At 71.2% G+C, this 23124-nt stretch carries 21 protein-coding genes; 10 read left to right on the forward strand and 11 right to left on the reverse strand.

Annotation, left to right across the window (positions count from 1 at the left end):
• The first annotated feature begins 106 nt into the window (after positions 1–106).
• From NR112_RS14475 to NR112_RS14485, 3 genes are all read left to right on the forward strand, one after another.
• A complete protein-coding gene (locus NR112_RS14475; RefSeq protein WP_256795010.1) occupies positions 107–856 on the forward strand; it encodes a VIT family protein in 750 nt (249 codons plus the stop codon).
• A 244-nt stretch (positions 857–1100) separates the two neighbouring features.
• On the forward strand, positions 1101–3287 hold the full coding sequence (locus tag NR112_RS14480) for a DEAD/DEAH box helicase (RefSeq protein ID WP_256795011.1): 2187 nt from the start codon (positions 1101–1103) through the stop codon (positions 3285–3287).
• Between the two features lie 127 nt (positions 3288–3414).
• Complete coding sequence (locus NR112_RS14485; RefSeq protein ID WP_374512467.1) at positions 3415–4464, forward strand: zinc-dependent alcohol dehydrogenase family protein; 1050 nt, start codon at positions 3415–3417, stop codon at positions 4462–4464.
• Between the two features lie 13 nt (positions 4465–4477).
• Here NR112_RS14485 and NR112_RS14490 read toward each other — a convergent pair whose 3' ends face one another.
• Positions 4478–4978 carry a GNAT family N-acetyltransferase gene (locus tag NR112_RS14490; RefSeq protein ID WP_256795012.1) on the reverse strand — a complete coding sequence of 167 codons (501 nt, stop codon included), beginning with the start codon at positions 4976–4978 and terminating at the stop codon, positions 4478–4480.
• A 10-nt stretch (positions 4979–4988) separates the two neighbouring features.
• The gene (locus NR112_RS14495) at positions 4989–7031 is read right to left on the reverse strand and encodes an NAD(+) synthase (RefSeq protein WP_256795013.1); all 2043 of its coding nucleotides are present in this window, start codon (positions 7029–7031) and stop codon (positions 4989–4991) included.
• A gap of 138 nt (positions 7032–7169) precedes the next feature.
• Here NR112_RS14495 and NR112_RS14500 point away from each other — a divergent pair, with 138 nt between their 5' ends.
• The gene (locus NR112_RS14500; RefSeq protein WP_256795014.1) at positions 7170–7598 is read left to right on the forward strand and encodes a pyridoxamine 5'-phosphate oxidase family protein; all 429 of its coding nucleotides are present in this window, start codon (positions 7170–7172) and stop codon (positions 7596–7598) included.
• A gap of 146 nt (positions 7599–7744) precedes the next feature.
• Here NR112_RS14500 and NR112_RS14505 read toward each other — a convergent pair whose 3' ends face one another.
• Positions 7745–8938: a glycine C-acetyltransferase gene (locus NR112_RS14505; protein WP_256795015.1), complete on the reverse strand. Its 1194-nt coding sequence runs from the start codon at positions 8936–8938 to the stop codon at positions 7745–7747.
• A gap of 143 nt (positions 8939–9081) precedes the next feature.
• On the opposite strand from NR112_RS14505, the gene NR112_RS14510 reads away from it, so the two are divergent.
• The 4 genes from NR112_RS14510 (at position 9082) to NR112_RS14525 (ending at position 13947) form a co-directional block, all read left to right on the forward strand.
• A complete protein-coding gene (locus NR112_RS14510) occupies positions 9082–9573 on the forward strand; it encodes a pyridoxamine 5'-phosphate oxidase family protein (protein ID WP_256795016.1) in 492 nt (163 codons plus the stop codon).
• Between the two features lie 107 nt (positions 9574–9680).
• The gene (locus NR112_RS14515) at positions 9681–9917 is read left to right on the forward strand and encodes an SCO4226 family nickel-binding protein (RefSeq protein ID WP_256795017.1); all 237 of its coding nucleotides are present in this window, start codon (positions 9681–9683) and stop codon (positions 9915–9917) included.
• A gap of 127 nt (positions 9918–10044) precedes the next feature.
• The gene (locus NR112_RS14520) at positions 10045–10872 is read left to right on the forward strand and encodes a caspase family protein (protein WP_256795018.1); all 828 of its coding nucleotides are present in this window, start codon (positions 10045–10047) and stop codon (positions 10870–10872) included.
• Positions 10873–10875: 3 nt separating this feature from the next.
• Complete coding sequence (locus NR112_RS14525) at positions 10876–13947, forward strand: CHAT domain-containing protein (protein ID WP_256795019.1); 3072 nt, start codon at positions 10876–10878, stop codon at positions 13945–13947.
• Here NR112_RS14525 and NR112_RS14530 read toward each other — a convergent pair.
• A complete protein-coding gene (locus NR112_RS14530; protein ID WP_256795020.1) occupies positions 13937–14506 on the reverse strand; it encodes a dihydrofolate reductase family protein in 570 nt (189 codons plus the stop codon). The two genes, NR112_RS14525 and NR112_RS14530, sit on opposite strands and share 11 nt — an antisense overlap.
• A 143-nt stretch (positions 14507–14649) precedes the next feature.
• On the opposite strand from NR112_RS14530, the gene NR112_RS14535 reads away from it, so the two are divergent.
• On the forward strand, positions 14650–15030 hold the full coding sequence (locus NR112_RS14535) for a hypothetical protein (protein WP_256795021.1): 381 nt from the start codon (positions 14650–14652) through the stop codon (positions 15028–15030).
• 19 nt (positions 15031–15049) lie between these two features.
• On the opposite strand, the gene NR112_RS14540 is transcribed toward NR112_RS14535, so the two are convergent.
• Genes NR112_RS14540 through tdh form a run of 3 tightly spaced genes read right to left on the reverse strand, consistent with a single transcriptional unit; the run spans position 15050 to position 17110 of the window.
• A complete protein-coding gene (locus tag NR112_RS14540; protein WP_256795022.1) occupies positions 15050–15427 on the reverse strand; it encodes a YrdB family protein in 378 nt (125 codons plus the stop codon).
• Positions 15424–16071, reverse strand: coding sequence for an alpha/beta fold hydrolase (locus NR112_RS14545; RefSeq protein WP_256795023.1), 648 nt, complete (start codon positions 16069–16071; stop codon positions 15424–15426). Before NR112_RS14545 ends, NR112_RS14540 begins: the two co-directional genes overlap by 4 nt.
• A gap of 1 nt (position 16072) precedes the next feature.
• A complete protein-coding gene (gene tdh / locus NR112_RS14550; protein WP_256795024.1) occupies positions 16073–17110 on the reverse strand; it encodes an L-threonine 3-dehydrogenase in 1038 nt (345 codons plus the stop codon).
• Positions 17111–17142: 32 nt separating this feature from the next.
• Here tdh and NR112_RS14555 point away from each other — a divergent pair, with 32 nt between their 5' ends.
• Positions 17143–17643, forward strand: coding sequence for a transcriptional repressor (locus NR112_RS14555; protein WP_256795025.1), 501 nt, complete (start codon positions 17143–17145; stop codon positions 17641–17643).
• Between the two features lie 7 nt (positions 17644–17650).
• Here the strand turns inward: NR112_RS14555 and NR112_RS14560 are convergent, their stop codons facing one another.
• From NR112_RS14560 to NR112_RS14575, 4 genes are read right to left on the reverse strand one after another with little or no spacing between them, the layout of a single operon-like run.
• Complete coding sequence (locus NR112_RS14560) at positions 17651–19852, reverse strand: alpha-galactosidase (RefSeq protein WP_256795026.1); 2202 nt, start codon at positions 19850–19852, stop codon at positions 17651–17653.
• Between the two features lies 1 nt (position 19853).
• Positions 19854–20771, reverse strand: coding sequence for a carbohydrate ABC transporter permease (locus tag NR112_RS14565; protein ID WP_256795027.1), 918 nt, complete (start codon positions 20769–20771; stop codon positions 19854–19856).
• 1 nt (position 20772) lies between these two features.
• Positions 20773–21666, reverse strand: a complete 894-nt coding sequence (locus tag NR112_RS14570) for a carbohydrate ABC transporter permease (RefSeq protein WP_256795028.1) — start codon at positions 21664–21666, stop codon at positions 20773–20775.
• A 16-nt stretch (positions 21667–21682) separates the two neighbouring features.
• A complete protein-coding gene (locus NR112_RS14575) occupies positions 21683–23035 on the reverse strand; it encodes an ABC transporter substrate-binding protein (RefSeq protein WP_256795029.1) in 1353 nt (450 codons plus the stop codon).
• Positions 23036–23124: the final 89 nt, after the last annotated feature.

Here is a 23124-nt window from a genome sequence, read left to right on the forward strand (position 1 = left end):
GAGGGAGGCCCCGCGAGCCGCAGGTGAGCCTCGCCTTCGGTGACAGCGTCCCCGGCGGGTGCCACGATCGACGGGCACCGCCCCACCGTCGATCGGAGCACCACCCATGTCCGACGTGCGCGCGTCCGACGAGCCCACGCCCGTCGACAACGGCCACGACCGCGAGGAGCCGCACGACGCCAACGTCGGCGCGCGCCTCAACTGGCTCCGGGCCGGCGTCCTCGGCGCCAACGACGGCATCGTGTCGACCGCCGGGGTCGTCGTCGGCGTCGCGGGTGCGACAGCCGACAAGGCCGCGATCATCCTCGCGGGCATCGCCGCGCTGTCCGCCGGCGCCATGTCGATGGCTGCCGGCGAGTACGTCTCGGTCAGCACCCAGCGTGACTCGGAGCGGGCGCTCCTGACGCTCGAGCGCAAGGAGCTGCACGAGGACCCCGAGGGCGAGCTCGAGGAGCTGACCCAGCTCTACGAGGCCAAGGGGATGCGCCGCGAGCTGGCCGCCGAGGTCGCGCGCGAGCTCACGGCCCACGACGCGCTGACCGCGCACGCCGAAGCCGAGCTCGGCATCGACCCGACCGACCTGACCAACCCGTGGCACGCCGCCGGCGCCTCGATGATCGCCTTCGTCGTCGGCGCGATCCTGCCGATGCTCACCATCACCTTCAGCCCGGCCTCGATCCGGATCCATGTCACGGTGGTCAGCGTCGCCGCGGCCCTCGCCCTGACCGGCGCGGTCAGCGCCCGCCTCGGACGCAGCCCGGCCACCCGGGCGGTCCTGCGCAACGTCGCCGGCGGCCTGCTCGCCATGGGCGTGACGTATGCCATCGGCGCCCTCGTCGGGGTCAACATCGGCTGAGCGCGCGGCCACTTCACGGCCAGCACGCGGCATACGACCCGATCAGCGCCCGCCGGGCTGTAGAGTCGAGGTGTCCCAAGCGCCCGTCCGTGGCGCAACCGCCGGTCCGGCGCTCGGGGCACAGGGCGCGCGATGCGCGTCCACCGGGACTCGAGCCGAGTCCGCCGCCGACACCGACCCAGACAGGCACGGTGTCGTCCGGGGGCCCAGCCCGCTCGACGTCCTCCGCGTCATCAGGAGGAACATGGCAACGCGCGTCCGCCGCCGACCGACCGACGGCCAGGGCCCCCAGCAGGGGCAGAACGGCCAGAACCACGGTCAGCGGAAGGCCACCCAGCGCAAGGACGACCCTGCGCCGCTCATCCCCGTGCTCGCACGGCGGGTCCGCGAGGTCGAGTCCCGCGTCTCGAGCAAGGGCAAGGCCAGCCCGACGAACCGGACCAAGTTCCTCGTCGTGGCCACGCTCATGCGGTCCGAGCGCGCCCGGGTCCGCGAGGACGCGTCGATCCCGTCGGCCACGCGGGCCGACCTGCTCAAGCGGCTCGACGGCATCGCGACGATCCTCGCGCAGATCGCGGCCCGCGACACGAGCCTGCTGACGCTGCTCGACGCGAACGCCAAGCCCGGGCCTGCGGCCCAGCAGATGCGGCGCGACTGGCTCCTCGAGTCCGGCGCCGAGCTCGCCGAGGAGGACCTCGTCATCCAGGCGCCCGAGCCCCCGCGGCCAGTCGTCCCGCCGCAGATCGCGGCCCGCCAGGTGATGCCCCAGTCGGTGCCGTCGCGGGCGCTCGCCAACCCGTTCTTGACGCCTGACGTCGGTCGCGCCCAGAGCGACTACCTCCCCAACCGGCTCGCCGGCTGGGACCTGCTCAGCCCGCTCTACCGCGCCTTCGAGCAGGGCGCGGGCGGGGAGGCAGCGTCGATGGACCTGCCGCCGACGCCGCAGATCGACCGCTTCTCCCCGCCCGGGTCGCAGCTCATGGTCCACCAGTCCCGCTTCCTCCAGAGCGTCCAGGAGGGCCACCGCACCTTCCTGCTCGCCGACGAGCCCGGTCTCGGCAAGACGGCGCAGTCCGTCATGGCCGCCTCGATCGCCGGCGCCTACCCGATGCTCGCCGTCGTCCCGAACGTCGTGAAGATCAACTGGGCCCGAGAGGTCGAGCGGTGGACACCGCAGCGCCGGGTCACCGTCATCCACGGCGACGGCAACGACGTCGACGCCTTCGCCGACGTCTTCGTCGTCAACTACGAGATCCTCGACCGGCACTTCGGCTGGCTCTCGAACTTCGGCTTCCGCTCGATGGTCGTCGACGAGGCCCACTTCATCAAGAACCTCCAGTCGCAGCGCTCGCAGCAGGTCCTCGCCCTCGGCGACCGGCTGCGATCGACGACGCCCGGCGGCGACCCGCTCCTCATGGCCCTCACCGGCACGCCGCTCATCAACGACGTCAAGGACTTCGACGCGATCTGGCGCTTCCTGGGCTGGATCAAGGACGGCAAGCCGACCGCCGAGATCGTCCGGCGCCTCGACGACACCGGCCACACCCCTGCCGATCGCGCCTTCTACCCGGAGGCGCGTCGCGCAGTCATCGACATGGGCATCGTGCGCCGCCGCAAGGTCGACGTGGCCAAGGACCTGCCGGACAAGCGGATCGCCGACATCACCGTCGAGCTCGACGACGACCTCGGTCGCTCGATCCGCGAGGCCGAGCGCGCTCTCGGCCGCCGCCTGGCCCAGCGCTATCGCTCTCTGCTCGCTGCCGGCGACGGCCGCGAGGAGGACGGCGAGCCCGACACCGCGCTCATGCGTCGGGTCGCCGCCGCGGAGCTGCGCGCCGCGTCGGCCGAGAAGGGCACCGACAACGTCTTCTCGCTCGTGCGCCGCATCGGCCAGGCCAAGTCGACCCTCGCCGCCGACTACGCCGTGCAGCTGTCGCACTCGGTCGGCAAGGTCGTCTTCTTCGCCAAGCACATCGACGTCATGGACGCCGCCGAGCGCGTCCTCGCGTCGGCGGGGCTGCGCACCGTGTCGGTGCGCGGCGAGCAGACCTCGAAGCAGCGCCAGGAGGCGATCGACGCCTTCCAGAAGGACCCCGAGGTCGCCGTCGCGGTCTGCTCGCTCACTGCCGCCGGCGTCGGGCTCAACCTGCACGCCGCCTCCAACGTCGTGCTCGCCGAGCTGTCGTGGACCGCGGCCGAGCAGCAGCAGGCCATCGACCGGGTGCACCGCATCGGCCAGGACGAGCCCGTCACGGCCTGGCGCATCCTCGCCTCCGGCACCATCGACTCCAAGATCGCCGAGCTCATCGACGCCAAGCAGGGGCTCGCCGCGCGCGCCCTCGACGGCAGCGACGAGGACATCACGTCGGGCGACACGCTCCAGCTCGACGCCCTCGTCGAGCTGCTGCGCCAGGCCCTCGTCGAGCCCTGACGCCCAGCTGACTCGGGACCCTGGTCCCGTCCCGGCAGCCCCGGGGCGGGACGTATGGCCCTACCTCCCCACCGGTCCCCGCGATGGACTGGACCCGCGCCGCTGACCTGCGGCCCGAGGAGGAGACATGAGCACCATGCACGCGATCGTCTACCACGGCCCCGGCCGGAAGACCTGGGACGAGGTCCCGAAGCCGACGGTCCAGGCCGACACCGACGCCGTCGTCAGGGTCGACAGCGTGACCATCTGCGGCACCGATCTGCACATCCTCAAGGGTGACGTCGCGGCCGTCACCGACGGTCGGATCCTCGGCCACGAGGCGGTCGGCACCGTCGAGGAGGTCGGTCCGGGTGTCAAGAACGTCAAGCCCGGCGACCGCGTGCTCGTCTCCTGCATCACCGCCTGCGGCGCGTGCCGCTACTGCCGCGAGAGCAGCTACGGCCAGTGCATCGGCGGCGGCGGCTGGATCCTCGGCCACACGATCGACGGCACACAGGCGGAGTACGTCCGCGTCCCCTTCGCGGACACGTCGACGTATGCCGTCCCCGAAGGAGTGACTGACGAGGAAGTACTCATGCTCGCCGACATCGGGCCCACGGGCTACGAGGTCGGTGTGCTGAACGGCCGGGTCCGTCCCGGTGACGTCGTAGCGGTGGTGGGCGCCAGCCCGGTCGGGCTCTCCGCCATCATGGGTGCCAAGCTCTTCAGTCCGGCGCACGTCGTGGCCATCGACCTGGCCGATGCCCGACTCGAGGCGGCCAAGCAGTTCGGGGCCGACATCACGGTGAACCCCTCCCGCGAGGACGCCGTCGCGATCGTCCGGGACCTGACGCAGGGTCTCGGCGCCGACGTCGCCATCGAGGCGGTGGGGGTGGCATCGACGTTCGAGCAGTGCGCGGCTCTCGTGCGCCCGGGTGGCACCGTCGCCAACGTGGGCGTCCACGGCGGCCCGGCCACCCTGCACCTGGAGGAGCTCTGGATCAAGAACGTCACCATCACGACGGGTCTCGTCGACACCTACTCGACGCCGACCCTGCTCCGGCTCCTGGCCACCCACCACATCGACCTGGCGCAGTTCGTGACGCACCGTTTCCCGATGGCCGACTTCCTCGACGCCTATGACACGTTCGCCCGCGCGGCGGACACCGGAGCCCTCAAGGTGGTGCTGACGCGCTGAGGGGCGCGCGACGTCAGAGGTCGACGTGCATGATCCGCAGGCCCACGCGCTCCCCGGTCGGGAGCTCGTGGGCCCGCGGCACGGTGCCGACGACCGTGAAGCCGAGGCTCTCGTAGAGCCGCACCGCGCCGGTGTTGGTGGCGACGACGGCGTTGAACTGCATGGCGGCATAACCGGACTCGCGGGCCCAGTCGAGGGAGTCGACGACGAGCGCCCGCCCGGCGCCGAGACCTCGAGCCTCGGCCGACACCATGTAGCTCGCCGTCGCGACGTGCGATCCGGGGCCGGGACGGTTGCGCCCCATCTTCGCCGTGCCGAGGATGCGCTCGCCGTCGACCGCGACGGTGACGCGCCCGCCGGGTCCGTTCTCCAGCCAGATGCCGCGCGCCTCGGTCTCCGTGAGGTCGGTCGGGAAGGGGAAGGTGTCGCCCGCGCGGACGACCTGCTCGATGACGGGCCACACGAGCGGCCAGTCGGCCTCGTCGAAATCCCGGACAGTGATGGTGGAAGCCACTCGGATCGCCTTACTTCTCAGGGACATTCGCGTCCAGCTCACTCAGCCACGCCACCGACGTCGCGTCGGACGGCATACGCCAGTCACCCCGCGGCGACAGCGAGCCGCCCGCCACGACCTTGGGCCCGTTGGGCAGCGCGGAGCGTTTGAACTGGTTGGCGAAGTAGCGCTTGACGAAGACCTCGAGCCAGTGCCGGATCGTCGCGAGGTCGTATGCCGTCCGGTCGGCCTCGGGGTAGCCCGCGGGCCACTCCCCCGCCTCGCTGTCCCGCCACGCGTTCCACGCGAGGTAGGCGATCTTCGACGGGCGGTAGCCGCGGCGTAGCACGTGGAAGAGCGTGAAGTCCTGCAGGGCGTAGGGCCCGATCATCGCCTCCGTGCTCTGCGGCTTCTCGCCCGCCTTGGCCGGCACGAGCTCGGGCGTGATCTCGGTGTCGAGGATCGAGGTCAGCGTGCCGGCGACCTCCTCGTCGAACTGGCTCGACGACACGACCCAGCGGATGAGGTGCTGCATGAGGGTCTTGGGCACGCCGGTGTTGACGCCGTAGTGGCTCATCTGGTCGCCGACGCCGTAGGTGCACCAGCCGAGGGCCAGCTCGGACAGGTCGCCGGTGCCGAGGACGATGCCGCCGCGCTGGTTGGCGATGCGGAAGAGGTAGTCGGTGCGCAGGCCGGCCTGGACGTTCTCGAAGGTGACGTCGTAGAGCTCCTCACCCCGGCCGAACGGGTGCCCCATCGCCTGGAGCATCTGGCTGGCCGCCGGTCGGATGTCGAGCTCCTCCCACGTGACCTCGAGCGACTCCATGAGCGCGATGGCGTTGCTCTTGGTGTGGTCGCTCGTCGCGAACCCGGGCATCGTGAAGGCCAGGATGTCGCTGCGGGGCCGGTCGAGCCGGTCCATGGCCTTGGCCGCGACGATGAGCGCGTGGGTCGAGTCGAGTCCACCGCTGACGCCGATGACGACCTTGGGCTGCCCGACGGCGCGCAGGCGCTGCTCGAGACCGGAGACCTGGATGTTGTACGCCTCGTAGCAGTCGAGCGCGAGGCGGTCCTCGTCGTCGGGCACGAAGGGGAAGCGGTCGACCTTGCGGAGGAGGCCGAGGTCGCCGGCCGGCGGCTCGAGCTCGAGCTCGACGGTGCGGAAGGCGTCGGTGCGCGCGGCGTGCGTGCGGCGGTTGTCGTCGAAGGTGCCCTGCCGCTGGCGCTCCTGGCGCAGCAGGTCGAGGTCGATGTCGGCGACCGAGGCCCGGGCACCTTCGGGGAAGCGCTCGCTCTCGGCGAGGAGGACGCCGTTCTCGTACACCATCGTCATGCCGTCCCACGACAGGTCGGTCGAGCTCTCGCCCTCGCCGGCCGCCGCGTAGAGGTACGCGGCGAGGCAGCGGGCCGACGCGCTCCGCGCGAGCAGGTGACGGTCCTCGGCGCGCGAGACGGTGATCGGCGAGCCGGAGAGGTTGGTGAGGACCGTCGCGCCGGCGAGCGCCGCCTCGTGGCTCGGCGGGACGGGGACCCACATGTCCTCGCAGACCTCGACGTGCAGGACGAATCCCGGCACGTCGGTGGCCCGGAAGAGCAGGTCGGGGCCGAACGGCACCCGGTCGCCCGCGACGTCGATGGTCTGGCCGCGCTGGTCGTCGCCCGGTGCGAAGTGCCGCCGCTCGTAGAACTCGCGGTAGTTCGGCAGGTAGGACTTCGGCGCGACGCCGAGGATGCGACCGGCGTGGATGACGACGCCGCAGTTGTAGACGCGCGAGCCCTTCTCCAGCGGCGCGCCGACGATGACGACGGGGCGGAGGTCGGCGGTGGCCTCGGCGATGCGGGCCAGGGCGTCGTCGACGGCGTCGAGGAGCGGGTCCTGCAGGAGCAGGTCGTCGATGGCGTAGCCCGACAAGCACAGCTCCGGGAAGAGGACGAGGCCGACGCCCTCGTCGTCGAGCGCGCGCAGCTGCGTGATGACGGCGTCGGCGTTGCGCTCGGGGTCGACCGCCACGATCGGCAGGGTGCACGCGGCGACGCGGGCGAAGCCCTGGGCCCAGGAGCTGTAGAAGTCCATGGGCACAGTCAATCGCACGCCCGTGCGGGCAGTGCATGTGACGCGGGACTCGCCGCGAGCGCGGGCGTGTCCGGGACCATCTCTACTACCATCAGTAGTAGCCGGACACTCGTCCGACGAGCAACCGAGGAGGTCACCATGTCGGACCAGAACCCGGTCCACGTCCTTCACCCGGAGGAGTCCTGGGGCTTCCTCCGCGCCCACGAGTTCGGCCGCCTGGCCTTCCACCTCGTCGGTGAGGTGCACCTGACGCCGATCAACTACGCCCTCGACGGCGAGCGCATCGTCTTCATGACGGCCGAGGGCAGCAAGCTCTTCGGCGTGACGGCCAACCCCGACGTCGCCTTCGAGGTCGACGAGATCGTCGATGAGCGCGCCACGAGCGTCATCTGCCGGGGGCGGGCGCGCACCCTCGAGGGACAGGCCGCCTACGTCGTCGAGCGGCTCCCGGTGCGGCCATGGGTCGACACCCCGAAGTCCGTCGTCGTCGCGATCGAGGTCGACGAGATCTCCGGACGCCGCTTCGACCTCACGAGGCCGTGGCTGCGAGACCTGCCCACCGGCTGACCGCCTGAACCGCGGGCGCCCGGGTGCTCACCGCAGGGGTGGGCGCTCCCCGCAGGGGTGGGCGCTCACCGCAGGAGTGCGCGTTGCAGCTCGCACTCCTCGCGGGAACCTGCACGTCTGCCGCGGGCGCGCACCCGCCCGAGCGCTCAGCCGACGGCGTCGCGGGCCGCGACGAAGGCGTCGACGCACGCCCGCACGTCGGCCTCCGAATGGGCGGCCGAGAGCTGCACGCGGATGCGGGCCTTGCCCCGCGGGACGACCGGGAAGCTGAAGGCGATGACGTAGACGCCGTTGCCGAGCATGTGGTCGGCGATCTGCGCCGCCTGGCGGGCGCCGTCCTCGCCGGGGAACATGACCGGACGGATCGGGTGCGTGCCCGGGAGCAGGTCGAAGCCGGCCTCGGTCATGAGCGAGTGGAAGAGCGCCGTGTTGGCCTTGAGCGTCTCGCGCTTCTCGGCCGAGCTCTCGACGAGCTCGAGGGCGGCCATGGAGCCCGCGACGACGGACGGCGCCACGGAGTTGCTGAAGAGGTAGGGACGCGAGCGCTGGCGGAGCAGGTCGACGATCTCCTGGTGCGAGCTCACGTAGCCGCCGGACGCCCCGCCGAGCGCCTTGCCGAGTGTGCCCGTGATGATGTCGACGCGGTCCATGACGCCGAAGAGCTCGGGCGTGCCTCGACCGCCGTCACCGACGAAGCCGACGGCGTGGGAGTCGTCGACGAAGACGAGCGCGCCGAACTCGTCGGCGAGGTCGCAGATCTCGTCGAGCGGGGCGTACGACCCGTCCATCGAGAAGACACCGTCGGTGACGACGACGGTCCGCCTCGCGTTGGCGTCCCGGGCCGCCTCGAGCTGCGCCCGCAGGTCGGTCATGTCGGCGTTCTTGTAGCGGTAGCGCATCGCCTTGGACAGCCGCACGCCGTCGATGATCGAGGCGTGGTTGAGCTCGTCGCTGATGATCGCGTCCTCGGCGCCGAAGAGCACCTCGAAGACGCCGCCGTTCGCGTCGAAGCAGGACGAGTAGAGGATCGTCGCCTCGGTGCCGAGGAACTCGCTGATCCGGGTCTCGAGGGAGGTGTGCAGGGTCTGGGTGCCGCAGATGAAGCGCACCGAAGCCATGCCGAAGCCCCACTCGTCGAGCGCCCGCTTCGAGGCCGCCACGACACCGGGGTCGTTCGCCAGTCCGAGGTAGTTGTTGGCGCAGAAGTTGAGCGCCTCCGCCTTCAGCGTCGTGACGTGCGCCGACTGCGGCGAGGTCAGCTCCCGCTCGTTCTTGTAGAGGCCGGCGTCCTTGATCTCCTGCAGCGTCGCGGCGATCTCGTCCTTGACTGAGCCGTACATCGGTGTCCTTCGCGGGTCGGTGGGCGTGTGGCGTCACCCAGCGTATGCCCGGCCACCTTTGCGAAATCGCGGACGTCCCGAGCGGCTGCGGAGGAGTCTGGAAGGAACCCGCGACCGCGGGTGTGAGACGAAGGAGTGAGGTCATGACGACACGACAGGGAAGCCTCGCGCTGCTCCAGGACGAGGTGGCGCAGCGGCTGCTGCAGTCTCCGCTACCCGCGCGACTCGCATACTCGTGGACCGACGGGACACCGCGGGTGGTGCCCCTCGGGTTCCACTGGAACGGGGAGGAGCTCGTGTTCGGAACGCCTCCGGATGCGCCGAAGATGAAGGCCCTGACGGACGGAGCTCGCGCAGCGGTGTCCATCGACACGGACGAGATGCCCTACAAGGTCCTCCAGATCCGTGGGCGGGTGCGCACCGACACGGTCCAGGGCGTCGCGCCGGAGTACGAGAAGATGACGATACGCACCCTCGGTGAGGAGCAGGGCAACGCGTGGCTCACCACTCTCAGGGCGATCACGACCCACATGAGCCGCGTCTTCGTCACTCCCGAGTGGGTGGCGGTCCTCGACTTCGAGACCCGTTTCCCCAGCGCGATCGAGCGGGCCATGGAGGCCGCGGCGAGAGCCTGACCGCACCTCGGCGAAAGTGACTGCCACGGGACACGACCCGGCGTAGCGTGGAGCCACCATTCCTCGGGGGATCGACGATCTAGCGAGGCAGTCACATGCCAGAGTTCATGGACGTTCACACCAACATGCCCGGTGTGACGTCGGAAGCACTGATGGAGGCCCACCAGGCCGACCTCGACATCCAGGACGACGAGGGCGTGGTGTTCAAGCGCGCCTGGGCCGACCCCACCAGCGGCCACGTGTTCTGTCTGTCCGAGGGACCGAACGCCGACGCCGTGAGGCGCATCCACGAGCGCACCGGTCATCCGGCGGACGAGATCCACGAGATCACCGTGACGGCCTGAGCGGACAGGCCCCGACGACCAGCCCCAGACGTTCCTCCTGAACCGGCTGTATCAGCAGCCCCTCAGGAGAACACTGGATCCCAGGGGCCGTCGCGCCCACGCGCGGCCCGGGTCGAAGGAGTCCACCATGTCCAAGCGCGCGCTGCTCATCGGGGTCAACGAGTACGCGATCCCGGGGGCGAACCTCCGCGGCTGCGTCAACGACGTCCACCACATGGCCGGCGCGCTGAGCGAGCTCTACGGCTTCGCGGAGTCCGACATCACGATGCTCCTCGACGGCGCCGCGACGAAGGCGGCGATGACCCAGGGCATCGCCGACCTCGTCGACTCGGCCGAGCCCGGTGACGTCCTCTACCTCCACTACTCGGGCCACGGATCCAACGTCCCCGACACCAACGGCGACGAGACGACCGACCACCGCGACGAGATCCTCTGCCCGCACGACCTCGACTGGAACGACCCGCTCACCGACGACTGGCTCCGCACGACGTTCGACCGGCTCGACCCGGGCGCATCGCTCACCGTCGTCATGGACTGCTGCCACTCCGGCAGCAACACCCGCGAGCCGGTGCTCCTCGGTGGCCCGCCGCCGGAGGTCGTGTCCCGCTTCCTGCCCAACCCCGACGACGAGGCCCGCGGCGGCGGCTTCACCGGGACGCCACGACGCGTCCGCCGCCGTCGCCGCGCGGAGGACGTGCACGTCGTCGACATCGCCGAGACCCTCGTCAGCGGCTGCCGCGACGACCAGACCTCCGCCGACGCGCACATCGACGGCGACTACAACGGCGCGCTGACCTACTACCTCGTCCGCGCCATGCGCGAGGACCCGCAGTCGACCTACCGGGCCCTGCATGCCCGCACGCTGTCCGGTCTGCGCGGCAACTACGACCAGGTGCCGCAGCTCGAGGGCCGCGCCCCGCGTCTCGACCAGACCTTCCTGTCGGGGGTGGGCTGAGCCGTGTCGACCCTCGTGGGCGCCACGCCCCCCGCAGACCACGAGCCGTATGCCGTCCCGACCGACGGGCACGCGCCCGTCCTCCCCGAGCAGCCGCTGCCCGACCCGCCGAGCGCCCAGCCCACCGAGCCGGCCCCCGAGCACGTGGTCGCCCCGCCACCGGAGCCGAAGCCGACCGCCGACCTCGCGCCGGACGCCGGCCCTGACCCCGACCCCGCCCCCGACGCCGACCCGTCGCGGCCGCTGACCCGCGTCCGCATCTCGCACGGCGACCTGCGCTTCGCCCGCCACCACGTCCTCGTCGGGCACTACCCGGGCAGCACTCTCGTGGGTGGCGAGGGCGCCCTCGACGAGCTGCTCGACGGGAGGCTCTCGCGGGCCGCCCTGCTCGGCATCTACCCCGGGCCGATCGAGACGTGCCAGGTGTTCACCGACCCCGACGAGTGGACCCGCCCACCGGGTGCGGTCGTGGCCGGACTCGGCCCCATCGGAGGCCTGAGCGCCGCCTCACTGGCGCGCGCGACCGCCCACGCGGTGCTGACGTCGGCCCTCGGCCACCTCACGGCCGGGGCCTCGGCGACGAGCACCGAGGTGCGGCAGCTGAGGCTCTCCAGCCTGCTCATCGGCACCGGCCAGGGCGGCCTCCCGGTCCGCGACAGCGTTCAGGCCCTGCTGACCGGGGTGCAGCGAGCCAACGACCGCCTCGCCGACACCGACCTCGGGGTCCACATCGCCGAGCTCGAGATCATCGAGCTGTGGCAGGACCGCGCGCTCCAGGCGGTCGAGGCCCTCGGGTCGTCGCTGACGAGCGGCGAGCTCGCCGACTCCTTCACGGCTGACCTGCGCCTCGAGGAGCGTCCGGGGCGCCAGCGTCGGCTGCTCTTCCAGGAGCCGACCGGCTGGTGGCAGCAGGTGCGCGTGCGCAGCGAGCCCGACGGAGGGCTGTCGTTCGAGGCGTCGATGCGACGGGCGGGCACGCCGACGCGCACCGTCCCGACGCAGCGGGCCCTCGTCGACCGGCTCGTCGAGTCGCTCGTCGACTCCCCGTCACCCGACCCGTCGGCGTCCCGGACGCTCTTCGAGCTGCTCTTCCCCAACGACCTCAAGGCGCAGGCGCCCGACACCGACAACCTCGTCCTGCTCGTCGACCGCGGCTCGGCGCACTACCCGTGGGAGCTGCTCGACGATCACGGCACCGAGGAGGACCGAGAGCCCCTCGGCGTCCGGCGCGGTCTCGTCCGCCAGCTCGAAGGCTCGTCGATGCGAAGCCACGTGCTCTCCGCGACGAGCAGCCGAGCGCTCGTCGTCGGCGACACCGCGAGCGGCCTGAGCGCCCTCCCGGCCGCCCAGAGAGAGGCCCGGGGGGTCGCAGATGCCTTGCGACAGAACGGTTTCGAGGCCGAGCCGCTCATCGCGGAGAGCGGTACCAAGGTGATCCAGGCCCTCTTCGCGACGTCCTACCGCGTCGTCCACCTCGCCGGTCACGGCGTCTTCGAGTGGCCGCTCGGCGACGGGACGGACGCCACGGTCACCGGCATGGTGCTCGGCAACGGGATGTACCTCACGGCGGGTGAGGTCGGCCAGATGCGGCAGGTGCCCGAGCTCGTCGTCGTCAACTGCTGCCACCTCGGGTCGATGGGACCGAGCACTCCCGTCGGCCCGGCAGCCCCGGGTGCGCCGGGTCTGCCCACCGAGCGCGCCGGCAACTACCACCGGCTCGCCGCGAGCTTCGCGACCGAGCTCATCGACATCGGCGTGCGGGCCGTCGTCGCCTGTGGCTGGGCCGTCGACGACGCCGCGGCCTCGACCTTCGCCGCGACGCTCTACGACCGGTTGCTCTCCGGGCTGACGTTCGGCGAGGCGATCGCCGCAGCCCGCTGGCAGACGTGGAACGACCATCCGGCCGTCAACACGTGGGGCGCCTACCAGTGCTACGGCGACCCGGACTACCGCTTGGCCCCCGACGCGGTCGTGCATCGCGCGACGACGGTGCGACGGGCGCCCGCGAGCGCCGAGCAGGCCAGGGTCGAGATCGAGAACCTCGGACAGTCGGTCGACGTCAGCCGCAACACCCGCTTCGGGCTCGACCGGCTGAGCGAGCTCTACGAGGCACTCTCGCCCGAGGACCGCGAGGACGACGCGCTCCAGGTGCTCATCGCCCGGACGTACAACAAGTTCGGCGACTTCGGGCACGCGACGCAGTACTTCGAGCAGACCCTCGAGCGGGGCGGGACGGCCCTGACGGTGCGCGACTTCGAGGTCTGGATCGACCAGGTCGTCCGGGCGGCGGCGACGAGCGACGACCCCGTCGACGACGCGGTCGCCACGATCGAGTCCGCCATCGACCGGCTGCGCACGCTCCTCGACAACCCCGCATCCCTCGTGCTCGGCTCGCACGCACCCGAACGGGTCGCCTTCCTCCCGGGCCAGGCCCCCGGGGCGTCGGGTGGCGTCGGCATCGACCGGCTGTGGCGGGTCGCGAGCGCCTACAAGCGGCTCGCCCTCGTCACGTGTCCCGAGCGCCCCGGCTCGACCCGCAGCGGCGACTGGACGCGCACGCACGACGCGCTGGCGAAGATGTCCGACTGGTACGCCGCGGCCCGGACCGCCTCGGGAGCGACCGACCGGCGTCGTCACGGCGCGCTCGCCAACTGGCTCGCCGCCGAGCTGGCCCTGCGCTGGCGACCGGTCGAGGGGCGCACCGGGCTCGACCGGTCCGAGGCACGCCGCCTCATCGAGGAGTCGATCGGAGCCGCCCGCGAGGAGGCCTACCTCGCGCCGACCTTCTGGACGGTCGCGGTCTACGGCGACCTGCTCGTCCTCGACGCGCTGTGGAGCCCCCGGGCCACCGACGCCGAGGCCCAGCACGTCCTCGACCTCTACCGGCGCGCGAGCGATCTCGGCAGCGAGGAGCAGCTGCGCCAGGTGCGCGACCAGGTGGACTTCCTCATCGTCATGGCCGGCACGGAGGCGCAGCGACGCGCCGAGTTCCTCCAGACCCTGCGCGACGGTCTCGTGGCCCTGGACGCGCCCCCGCCCGGCACGGACGAGAGGGACGGCACGGTCACCGCGTGACGGCATACCTCGCGTACGTCGTGCCGCCGGCGAAGCGGCGGTGCTCGATCAGCTCGAGGTCGAGGCGTATGCCGTCCGGCAGGATCCGCGTGCCGCCGCCCACGACGACGGGCACCGTCAGCAGGCGCAGCTCGTCGACGATTCCGGCGCGCAGGGCCTCGGCCGCGAGGGTGGGACCGCCGATGCTGACGTCGCGGTCGGCCGAGGCCACGAGCGTCGCGACGGCGGCGGGGTCGAAGTCGCGCTCGAGCCGCGTCCGCGGGCCCGACACGGCCTCGAGGGTGCGCGAGTAGACGACCTTCTCGGCCGCCTGCCAGATGCGTGCGTAGTCGTGCTCGACGGCGTCGTCCGGATCGTCGGAGTCCTCGGTGGGCACGGTCTGCCAGTAGACCATCACCTCGTGGAGGCGGCGTCCGCAGAGGTAGGTGCCGATGTCGCGCTCGAGGTCGTTGACGAAGGAGTGCACCTCCCGGTCGGGTGCGGCCCACTGGAAGCCGCCGGCGGCGTCGTTCACGTAGCCGTCGAGCGAGGCGATGGTCGTGTAAATGAGGCGGGCCATGTGTTGACTCTGTCACTCACGCACGCTCAGGGCACTTCGTCCGAGTGGGTCCTGCGCCCGCCCGAGGTCTAGCATGACCGGGGTTTGCGCCCGGTCACCCCGGGCCGATCACCCTCGATCCCCCATCCTCAGGGAACGCCCTCGTGCTCCGACGCCTCACCCTCGCCTGCGCCACGGCCACCCTCGCCCTCGCCCTCGCCGCCTGCGGTGGCAGCTCGCCCGCCTCGTCCCCCGAGGCCGCCGCGCACCCGGACTGGGCCGCCGTCACCGAGCTCGTCTGCCCGTCGAGCGGCGACACGCAGGGGTCGCTGGCCGAGCACAGGATCACGTGCACGGACGCGCAGGGCAAGCCGCTCGAGGCGGCCTTCTACGACCAGGCCGTCGAGCTCGACCGGCGGGTCAGCACGTTCGAGTGCAAGGGCGGCGTGAAGTCGGTGGCTGGCACGACCTGGATGGTCCCCGCCGTCACCGACGAGAAGGTCGTGGCCAAGCTGCTCGACGCCGGCGGCATCAACCTCTGCTGAGCCCGTGCGCCCCGGCACCTCAGGCCGACGGAGGAGCCGCATCCCGCCGCGCGAAGGGGCCGAACCATGTCAGCACCGTGTTGACGGCGACGACCACGGCGACGACGACGGCCCACGGGAGCGGCAGGACCGCGAAGCCCGCGAGCGCAGCGCCCCCGAGCACGACCACCTTGGTCAGGACGCCGAGCACGGGCACCTGCACGACGGCCCGGGGCGCCGCGAAGAGTCCCCAGAGGATGACGGCGGCCGCGGGTACGAGGACCCCGCCGAGCACGTGGGCGGCGGTGGTGGCCCCGAGCGTGGCTCCCCAGACCGCGAGCAGGACGACGGCCAGCACCTCGACGCCGAAGGCGACGACGTCGTTGGCGTTGACGCCGGCGACGGAGCGCGGGGTCACGGGTCCGGCTCGTCGAGGAAGGCGTGCGTGAGGTCTGCGAGCTCCCGCGCCGACTCGGTGTTGACGAGCGCCCCGGCACCGTCGATGACCTGCAGGCGCGCCGTCGGCAGGTGCTGCGAGAGCTCCTGCGCCGCGACGATCCCGGCCTTGTCCCTCGACCCGGCGACGAGGAGCACCGGCGCCGTGACGGCGCGCAACGACTCCGTGCCGTCGAAGCCCTTGAGCGCGTCGAGGACCGCGAGCATCCTCGGCCGTGACACCCCGGCGTCGACGAGCCTGCTCTCCGGGACGAGCCGCATCGCGAGCCGCTGCATCCGCAGGGCTCCCCGGCCCGGGCGCACGAGCGCACCGCCGAGGACGAGACGCCCGACGAGCTCAGGCCGCTCGACGGCGAGGCGCAGCGCGACGCTCGCACCGACCGAGACCCCGACGAGGTCAGCCTGCTTGACGCCCTGGAGCTCGAGCTCGTCCGCGACACCCGACGCCGCGTCGCCGAGGTCGAAGCCGACGGGGTCCTTGGGCTTGAGCCCCTTCATCCAGGGGGCCGTCATCGGGCGGCCGGCGCCGTAGGCCGACACGAAGTCCTGCCACGCGATCGGCGACTGGCCGAGACCGTGCAGCAGGACGAGCGGGCGAGGAGCCACGTCAGCTCCAGTCGAGGACGACCTTGCCGCACTGGCCGGACCGGGCGGTCTCGAAGGCCTCCTCCCACTGCTCGGCAGGGAAGCGGTGGGTGATGACCTGGGCGACGGCGGAGCGGAAGCGCTCGGACGTCGCGATCATCTGCGACATGGCGTACCACGTGTCGTACATCTCGCGGCCGTAGATGCCCTTGAGCGTGATCATGTGGGTGATGACCTTGCCCCAGTCGAGCTCGTAGGACTGGTGCGGCAGGCCGAGGAGCGCGATGCGACCGCCGTGGTTCATGTTGGCGATCATGTCGGTGACGGCCGGCGCGGCACCGGACATCTCGAGCCCGATGTCGAAGCCCTCCTTCATGCCGAGGTGGGCCTGCGCGTCGGCGAGGCTCTCGCGCGTCACGTTGATGGTGAGGTCGGCGCCCGCGTGCTCGGCGAGCGCGAGGCGGTAGTCGCTCGCGTCGGTGACGACGACGTAGCGGGCTCCCGCGTGGCGCGCGATCGCGGCCGCCATGACGCCGATGGGCCCGGCGCCGGTGATGACGACGTCCTCGCCGACCATCGGCCACTGCAGCGCGGTGTGAGTGGCGTTGCCGAGCGGGTCGAAGACGGCCCCGAGGTCGGGGTCGAGGTCGGCGGGCTGGATCCACGCGTTGCTGGCGGGGATGACGACGTAGTCGGCGAAGGCGCCGTCGCGGTTGACGCCGATGCCCTCGGTGCGGATGCAGAGGTGGCGCCGGCCGGCGCGGCAGTTGCGGCAGCGGCCGCAGACGATGTGGCCCTCGCCCGAGGCGCGGTCACCGACCGAGATGCCGGTGACGTCCTCGCCGACCTCGACGACCTCGCCGTAGAACTCGTGCCCGATGACGAGGGGCGGGGTGACGGTCGAGGCCGCCCAGTCGTCCCAGCCGGCGAGGTGCAGGTCGGTGCCGCAGAGGCCCGCCCGCAGGACGCGGATCTTGACGTCGGCGGGCCCGCACTCGGGCTCGGGACGGTCGACGAGCGAGAGGCCGGGGCCTGCGGTCAGCTTGGTGAGTGCGCGCACGAGGAGAGTCTGCCACTGCCGATAATGGGAGCGTGCCCCCCTCTGCCGAGAGCCCCGCCCCGAGCCCCCGGGTGGCCACCGCCGTCGCCCGGCTGCGGTCTGCCGGTGAGCGCGTCACCCCGGCGAGGTATGCCGTCCTGCACGTCATCGACGCCGCCGACCTCTCCGACGAGCACCTCACGGCCGAGCAGATCGGCACGCGCGTGGCCGACGTCGAGCCGAGCGTGCACCGAGCCACCGTCTACCGCACGCTGACCGCGCTCGTCGAGACCGGCGTCCTCTCGCACGTGCACCTCGGCGGCACGGCGACGGTCTACCACCTCACCGAGCCGCCACCGGCGCGGCAGCACGAGCACGACGCCCACGACCACGGACACGCCCACGTCCAGTGCCACGTCTGCGGGCGTGTGCTCGACGTGGCACCGGACGTGTTCGACGAGGTGGCCGCGCGGCTGCGCGCCGACCTCGGCTTCACCCTCGACACCGGTCACGCGGCCCTGCTCGGCACGTGCCGCGACTGCCGGACCCCCTGACCAGCGGTCAGACGGCGCGCAGGTCGAGGAGGTAGCCCTGGGCCGGGCCCATGATCGGAACCGGCAGGCCGACGGTCGTCAGGACCGACCCCGGGACGACGACGCCGTCCTCGACGAGGGCCGGCTCCCACCAGCCCGGCGGGGTGTTCTGCACGACGGCGGGCAGGCCGGCCTCGGGACGGAGCCGGACGGCATACGACCGACTGGGGTCGAGGCCCGGAAGGGGGAGCGCCCCGGTCGTGGCGTCGCGACCGGTCACGAGACGGGCCACCGTGTAGGCCGCGCGGCTGCGGTCGGCGTCGACGGTGCCGGTGACGATGACCGTGCCGTCGGGGCTCTCGGAGCGCACGAGGTCGCCGGTGTGGAGCAGCGGCCGCAGCTCCCGCGCGAGCGCGGTCCACCCCGTCAGCGCCTCGAGCTCCTCGTCGGAGCACTCGGTGATGTCCCACTCGAGACCGGCGTGCCCCTGGAGCGCCATGAGCGTGCGGAAGCCGAGGTCGACGGTGCGGTGCGTCGTGTGGGCCGTGGCCGGCCCGACGTGGGTGCCCATGAGCTCGGCCGGCACGAGAAGGCTCGTCCAGCGCTGGATGTTCGCCCGCTCGAGCGCGTCGTTGCAGTCGCTCGTCCAGATGCGGTCGGTGCGGTCGAGCACGGCCAGGTCGACGCGCGCGCCACCGCTGCTGCACGACTCGATCTCGAGCTGCGGGTGACGCGCCCGGAGGTCGTCGAGCAGGCGGTAGAACGCGAGCGTGTGCGCGTGCACGGCAGGGGCGTCGACGAGGTGCCCGGTCGGGCCGTCGACGGTGTGCACGGCCTCGAGCAGGTCCCGGTTGTGGTCCCACTTGATGTAGTCGATGCCGATGTCGGCGACGAGGCCGCTGATCCGCTCGAGCAGCTGGGCGTAGGCGTCGTCGTCGGTGAGGTCGAGCAGCTGCTGCCAGCGCCACTCGCGCGGTGAGCCGGCTACCGGGCGCAGCACCCACTCGGGGTGCTCGCGCACGAGGTCACTGTCCTCGTTGACCATCTCGGGCTCGAACCACAGCCCGAACTCGAGACCGAGGTCCTTGACGTGGTCGACGAGCGTGCCCATGCCCTCGGGCCACACGTCGGTCGAGACGACCCAGTCGCCGAGGCCTGCGCGGTCGTGCCGACGGCCGCCGAACCAGCCGTCGTCGAGGACGAAGCGCTCGACCCCGATGCGGGCGGCCGTGTCCGCCAAGGCTTTCAGGTGCTCGAGGTCGGTCTCGAAGTAGACGGCCTCCCACGTGTTGAGCACGACGGGACGCGGCCGCGACGGGTGGCCGACGCGGGCACGGAGGCTGCGGTGGAGGCGGCGCGAGAGTCCGTCGAGCCCCTCGGTCGAGTGCACGAAGACGACGGTCGGCGCCGCATACGACTCCCCCGGCGCGAGGCGCACCTCGCCGGGAGCGAGCAGCTCACCTCCGCCGATGACGGCGTGGTGGCGACCGGCGCCCTCGGGCAGCGCCTCGACGAGGTGCTCGTGGTTGCCGCTCCAGGCCGTGTGCACGGCCCAGACCTCGCCCGAGCGCCAGTCGAACCCGGCCGTGCCGGCCATCATGAGCAGCGTCGCGTCGTGGCCGGTGCGGCCGCGGCGGCTGGCGCGCAGGTGGGTGCCGTGGTCGAGGCGACTGCGCTGCGGCGACCGCTCGCGGCACCAGCGGCCGGTGAGGTCGAGCACCTCGTCGGCGCGCAGGGGCAGCGGCAGGATCGCGCGCAGTGCCGAGACGTCGAGCGGGGCGGTGTCCCCGCCCGTGTTGGTCACCGACGCGTCGACGCGGAGCACACCGTGCTCGTCGAGGGCGTGCCGCAGCTCGAGACGTATGCCGTCCGGCGAGCTCGCGCGGGTCACGACCGCGCCGTCCGCGACCTCGGTGGTCACGTCGTGCCAGCGCACGGCGCCCGCGGACCCGGCGCGGTGGCCGGCCCAGCCGGGCGTGCCCGACCAGCCGTCGGCCTCGCCGGGCAGCACGGTGAGCGGCCACGGCACGTCGAGTGCGCTGTGGCCGACGGGCGCCAACGTCAGCGCGGGAAGGGCGGCATACGTGCTCGCCCCGCCCTCGAGCGCGGGTCCCCAGTGGATGACCTCGGGCAGCCCGGAGCCGCCGGGGCGCGGCTCGAGCACGAGCGCGGTCCCGGCGGACTCCAGGTGGACGGTGGACTGGATGGACTGGTCGGTCAGGTCGGTCACGTCATCCCTTGGTCGCGCCGAGCGTCAGGCCGGCCACGAAGTGTCGTTGGAGCACGAAGAAGATCACGAGGGTCGGGATCGCGACGATCATCGACCCGGCTGCCACGAGGTTGTTGTCCGTGAAGAACTGGCCCCGCAGGTTGTTGAGCGAGCTCGTCACCGGGAACTTGTCGCCCTGCTGGAGCAGCACCGTGGCCCAGAAGAACTCGTTGTAGATCCACGTCGTCTGGAGCACCGCGAGCGCGGCCAGGGCCGGGCGGCAGAGTGGCAGCGTGATCTGGAAGAACTGCCGCGTCACGCTCGCCCCGTCGATGACGGCCGACTCGTAGAGCTCCTTCGGCAGTGCCTTCATGTAGTTGCTGAGCACGAAGGCGCAGAAGCCGATCTGGAAGGCCATGTTGACGAGGATCAGGCCGACGAAGCTGTTGAGCAGGGTGCCCGAGTCGCTGATCCACAGGGGCACCTCGATGGCGCGGAACATCCGGTAGACCGGGATGAGCAGCGCCTGGGGCGGCAGCAGGTTCGCGGCGAGGAAGAAGCCGAGCAGCGCGAGGTTGAACCGGTACGAGAAGCGCGCGACGACGAAGGCCACGCAGCACGACAGGAACAGCGTGAGGATGACCGCGGGGATCGTGATGATCGCCGAGTTCGTGAAGTGCAGCCCGAAGTCCGCCTGCTGCCACGCGTTCGTGTAGTTGTCGAGCGTGAAGCCACCCCACGACACGTAGCCGTTCTTCGCCGTGAAGGCGTAGTCGCGGAACGAGTTGACGAGCGCGAGGAGCAGCGGGAACAGCCAGATCAGCGAGATCAGGGCGAGCATGACCGGCAGCAGCCAGCGACGGCCCGACTGCGGGCCCCCCTCGTGCGGCTTGAGCAGCGCCTCGCTGCGCTCCTGCACCGGGTCTGCGGCGAGGGACATGTCACTCCTCCTTCATGGCGATGCGCAGGTAGATGAAGACGAGCACGCTCGAGATGAGCAGCATGATCGTCGCGAGCGCCGACCCGAAGCCGATGCGGCTCGCCTCGCCGACGACGTTCTGGGTCACGAGCGTCGAGATCAGCTCGAGGCCGTTGCGGCCCTTGTTGATGACCCACACGAGGTCGAAGGCGCGCAGCGACTCGATGAAGGTGACGACGAGGACGATGATGTTGATCGGCCGCATCACCGGGAAGACGACCTTGAAGAACGTCTGCGACTCGCTCGCACCGTCGATCCTGGCCGCCTCGCGCAGCGAGGGGTCGACGCCCTTGAGGCCGGCCAGGTAGAGCAGCATGATGTAGCCCGCGTGGCGCCAGCTCGCGGCCACGAGCGCGGCCCACAGGTTGACGTTCGGGTCGCCGTACCAGTCGGTCGTGCCGCCCGTGATCGCGTTGATCAGGCCCTGGTCCCGCGAGTAGATGAGCTGCCAGATGAAGCCGATGAGGGCCAGCGACAGCACGACCGGCAGGTAGATGCTCGTCTGGTAGAACCGCGTGCCCGCGACGCCCCGGTCGACGAGCACGGCGAAGAGCATGCCGAGCGGCGTCGCGACGAGGAACATCACGGCGAGCCAGATCAGGTTGTGCTGGATGGCCGGCCAGAACGGCGGGTAGATCGTGGCGATGTCCCGGTAGTTCTGCAGCCCCACCGACTTGATGCCGGAGAGCGGCCCGATCCCGTCCCAGTTGGTGAAGGAGAGCAGGACCGAGCCGATCGCCGGCAGCCAGACGAGCCACAGGACGATGAGGGTCGGCACGATGACCATTAGCGACACCACGACCTTGTCGCGTGTCGACAGCTGGTCGATACCTCTGTACTTGCGCTTGCTCGCCATGGCGGCTCGCCTCCCGTCAGGAACCGAAGATGCTCTTCTTCTGGGCCTCGATGCTCGTGAGGAGACCGTCGATGTCCTTCGGGTTCTTGATGAAGCTCTGGATGGCCGGGATCATCACCGTCGACGCGAAGTCGGGGCGGGTGTCGCGGTCCATGAACTGCGCGATCGACTTGGCCGACTTCACGTACTCCAGCGACTTCTTCTGCAGGGCCGTGTAGCCGCTCGTGTCAGCCGTCTGGTTGGTGGCGATGACGCTCGGGTCGGCCTTGAGGGCCAGCAGCTGCGCCTCGGGCTGGGAGATGTACTGGAGCAGCTTCTTGGCGCCGCCCTCGTTCTTCGGCTTGGCACTCATCATGTAGCCGTCGATGGGTGCTTCGATGGCGTCGGTGCCGATCGTCGAGTCGATCTCCGGGAAGGTGAAGAAGTCGAGGTCGTCCTGCTCGGCGCCCTTGCTGAACTGCTGGGCGAGGAACGAGCCGAGGACGTACATGCCGGACTTCTTCTGCTGGAGCGACTGTGCCGCCTCCTGCCACGTGCGACCGAGCGAGTCGGCCTGGTGCAGGGGGAGGATGCCGGCCCAGGTGTCGAAGACCTTCTTGACCTTGGGGTCGGTCCAGGACTCCTTGCCGGCCATCAGGCTGACGTGGAAGTCGTAGCCGTTGACGCGGAGGTTGATCTGGTCGAACGTGCCCATCGCGGGCCAGCCGTCCTTGTCGCCGAAGGCGATCGGGGCCAGTCCGTCCTTCTTCATCTGGGCACCGAGGGCGTTGAGGTCGTCGAGGGTCTTGGGGACCTCGTAGCCCTTCTCCTGGAAGACGCTCTTGCGGTAGAAGACCGCCCACGGGTAGTTCGTGATCGGCACGAAGTACTGCTTGCCGTCGGCCGCGGTCGAGGCCTTCTTGAGGGCGTCGGACATGCCGGTGATGTTCTTCCACACGTCGGAGATGTCGCCGACGAGGCCCTTCTCAGCGAAGAACTGCATGCGGTAGCCCGCGAACCACGTGAAGACGTCGTCGGGCGAGCCCTGCAGGTAGTTGTTGATGTTCTCCTGGAAGGAGTTGTGGTCAACGGTGTTGATCTTGACCGTCGTGCCGGGGTTGGCCTTGGCGAACGCGTCCATGTAGGACTGCACCGCGGCCTTCGGCACGGCGTCCGACTGGTTGGAGCCGACGGTCACGGTGCCGGTGACGGCCCCCGTCGGCACGCCGGTGCTGCCCGTGCTGTTGGAGCTGCACGCGGCGAGGCCGCCCGCTCCGATCAGGGCGCCGACGCCGAGCGCGCCACGCAGCAGGGTCCGACGGTCGACGCCGCGGACGGAGGGGGGAACCATGCGGGCCAGGTACTCGGCCTCGCTCGAGGGGCGGGTCATTGCGGTCTCCTTTGACGCTGTGCCGGGTTCGTTGTCGAGAGGAAGCGACAGAGTCGAACATCTGCCACCAGAAACCTTCAACAACAAAC

Origin of the sequence: Terrabacter sp. Ter38, from assembly GCF_024519435.1 — a bacterium.
In the GTDB taxonomy this organism is placed as follows: Bacteria; Actinomycetota; Actinomycetes; order Actinomycetales; family Dermatophilaceae; genus Terrabacter.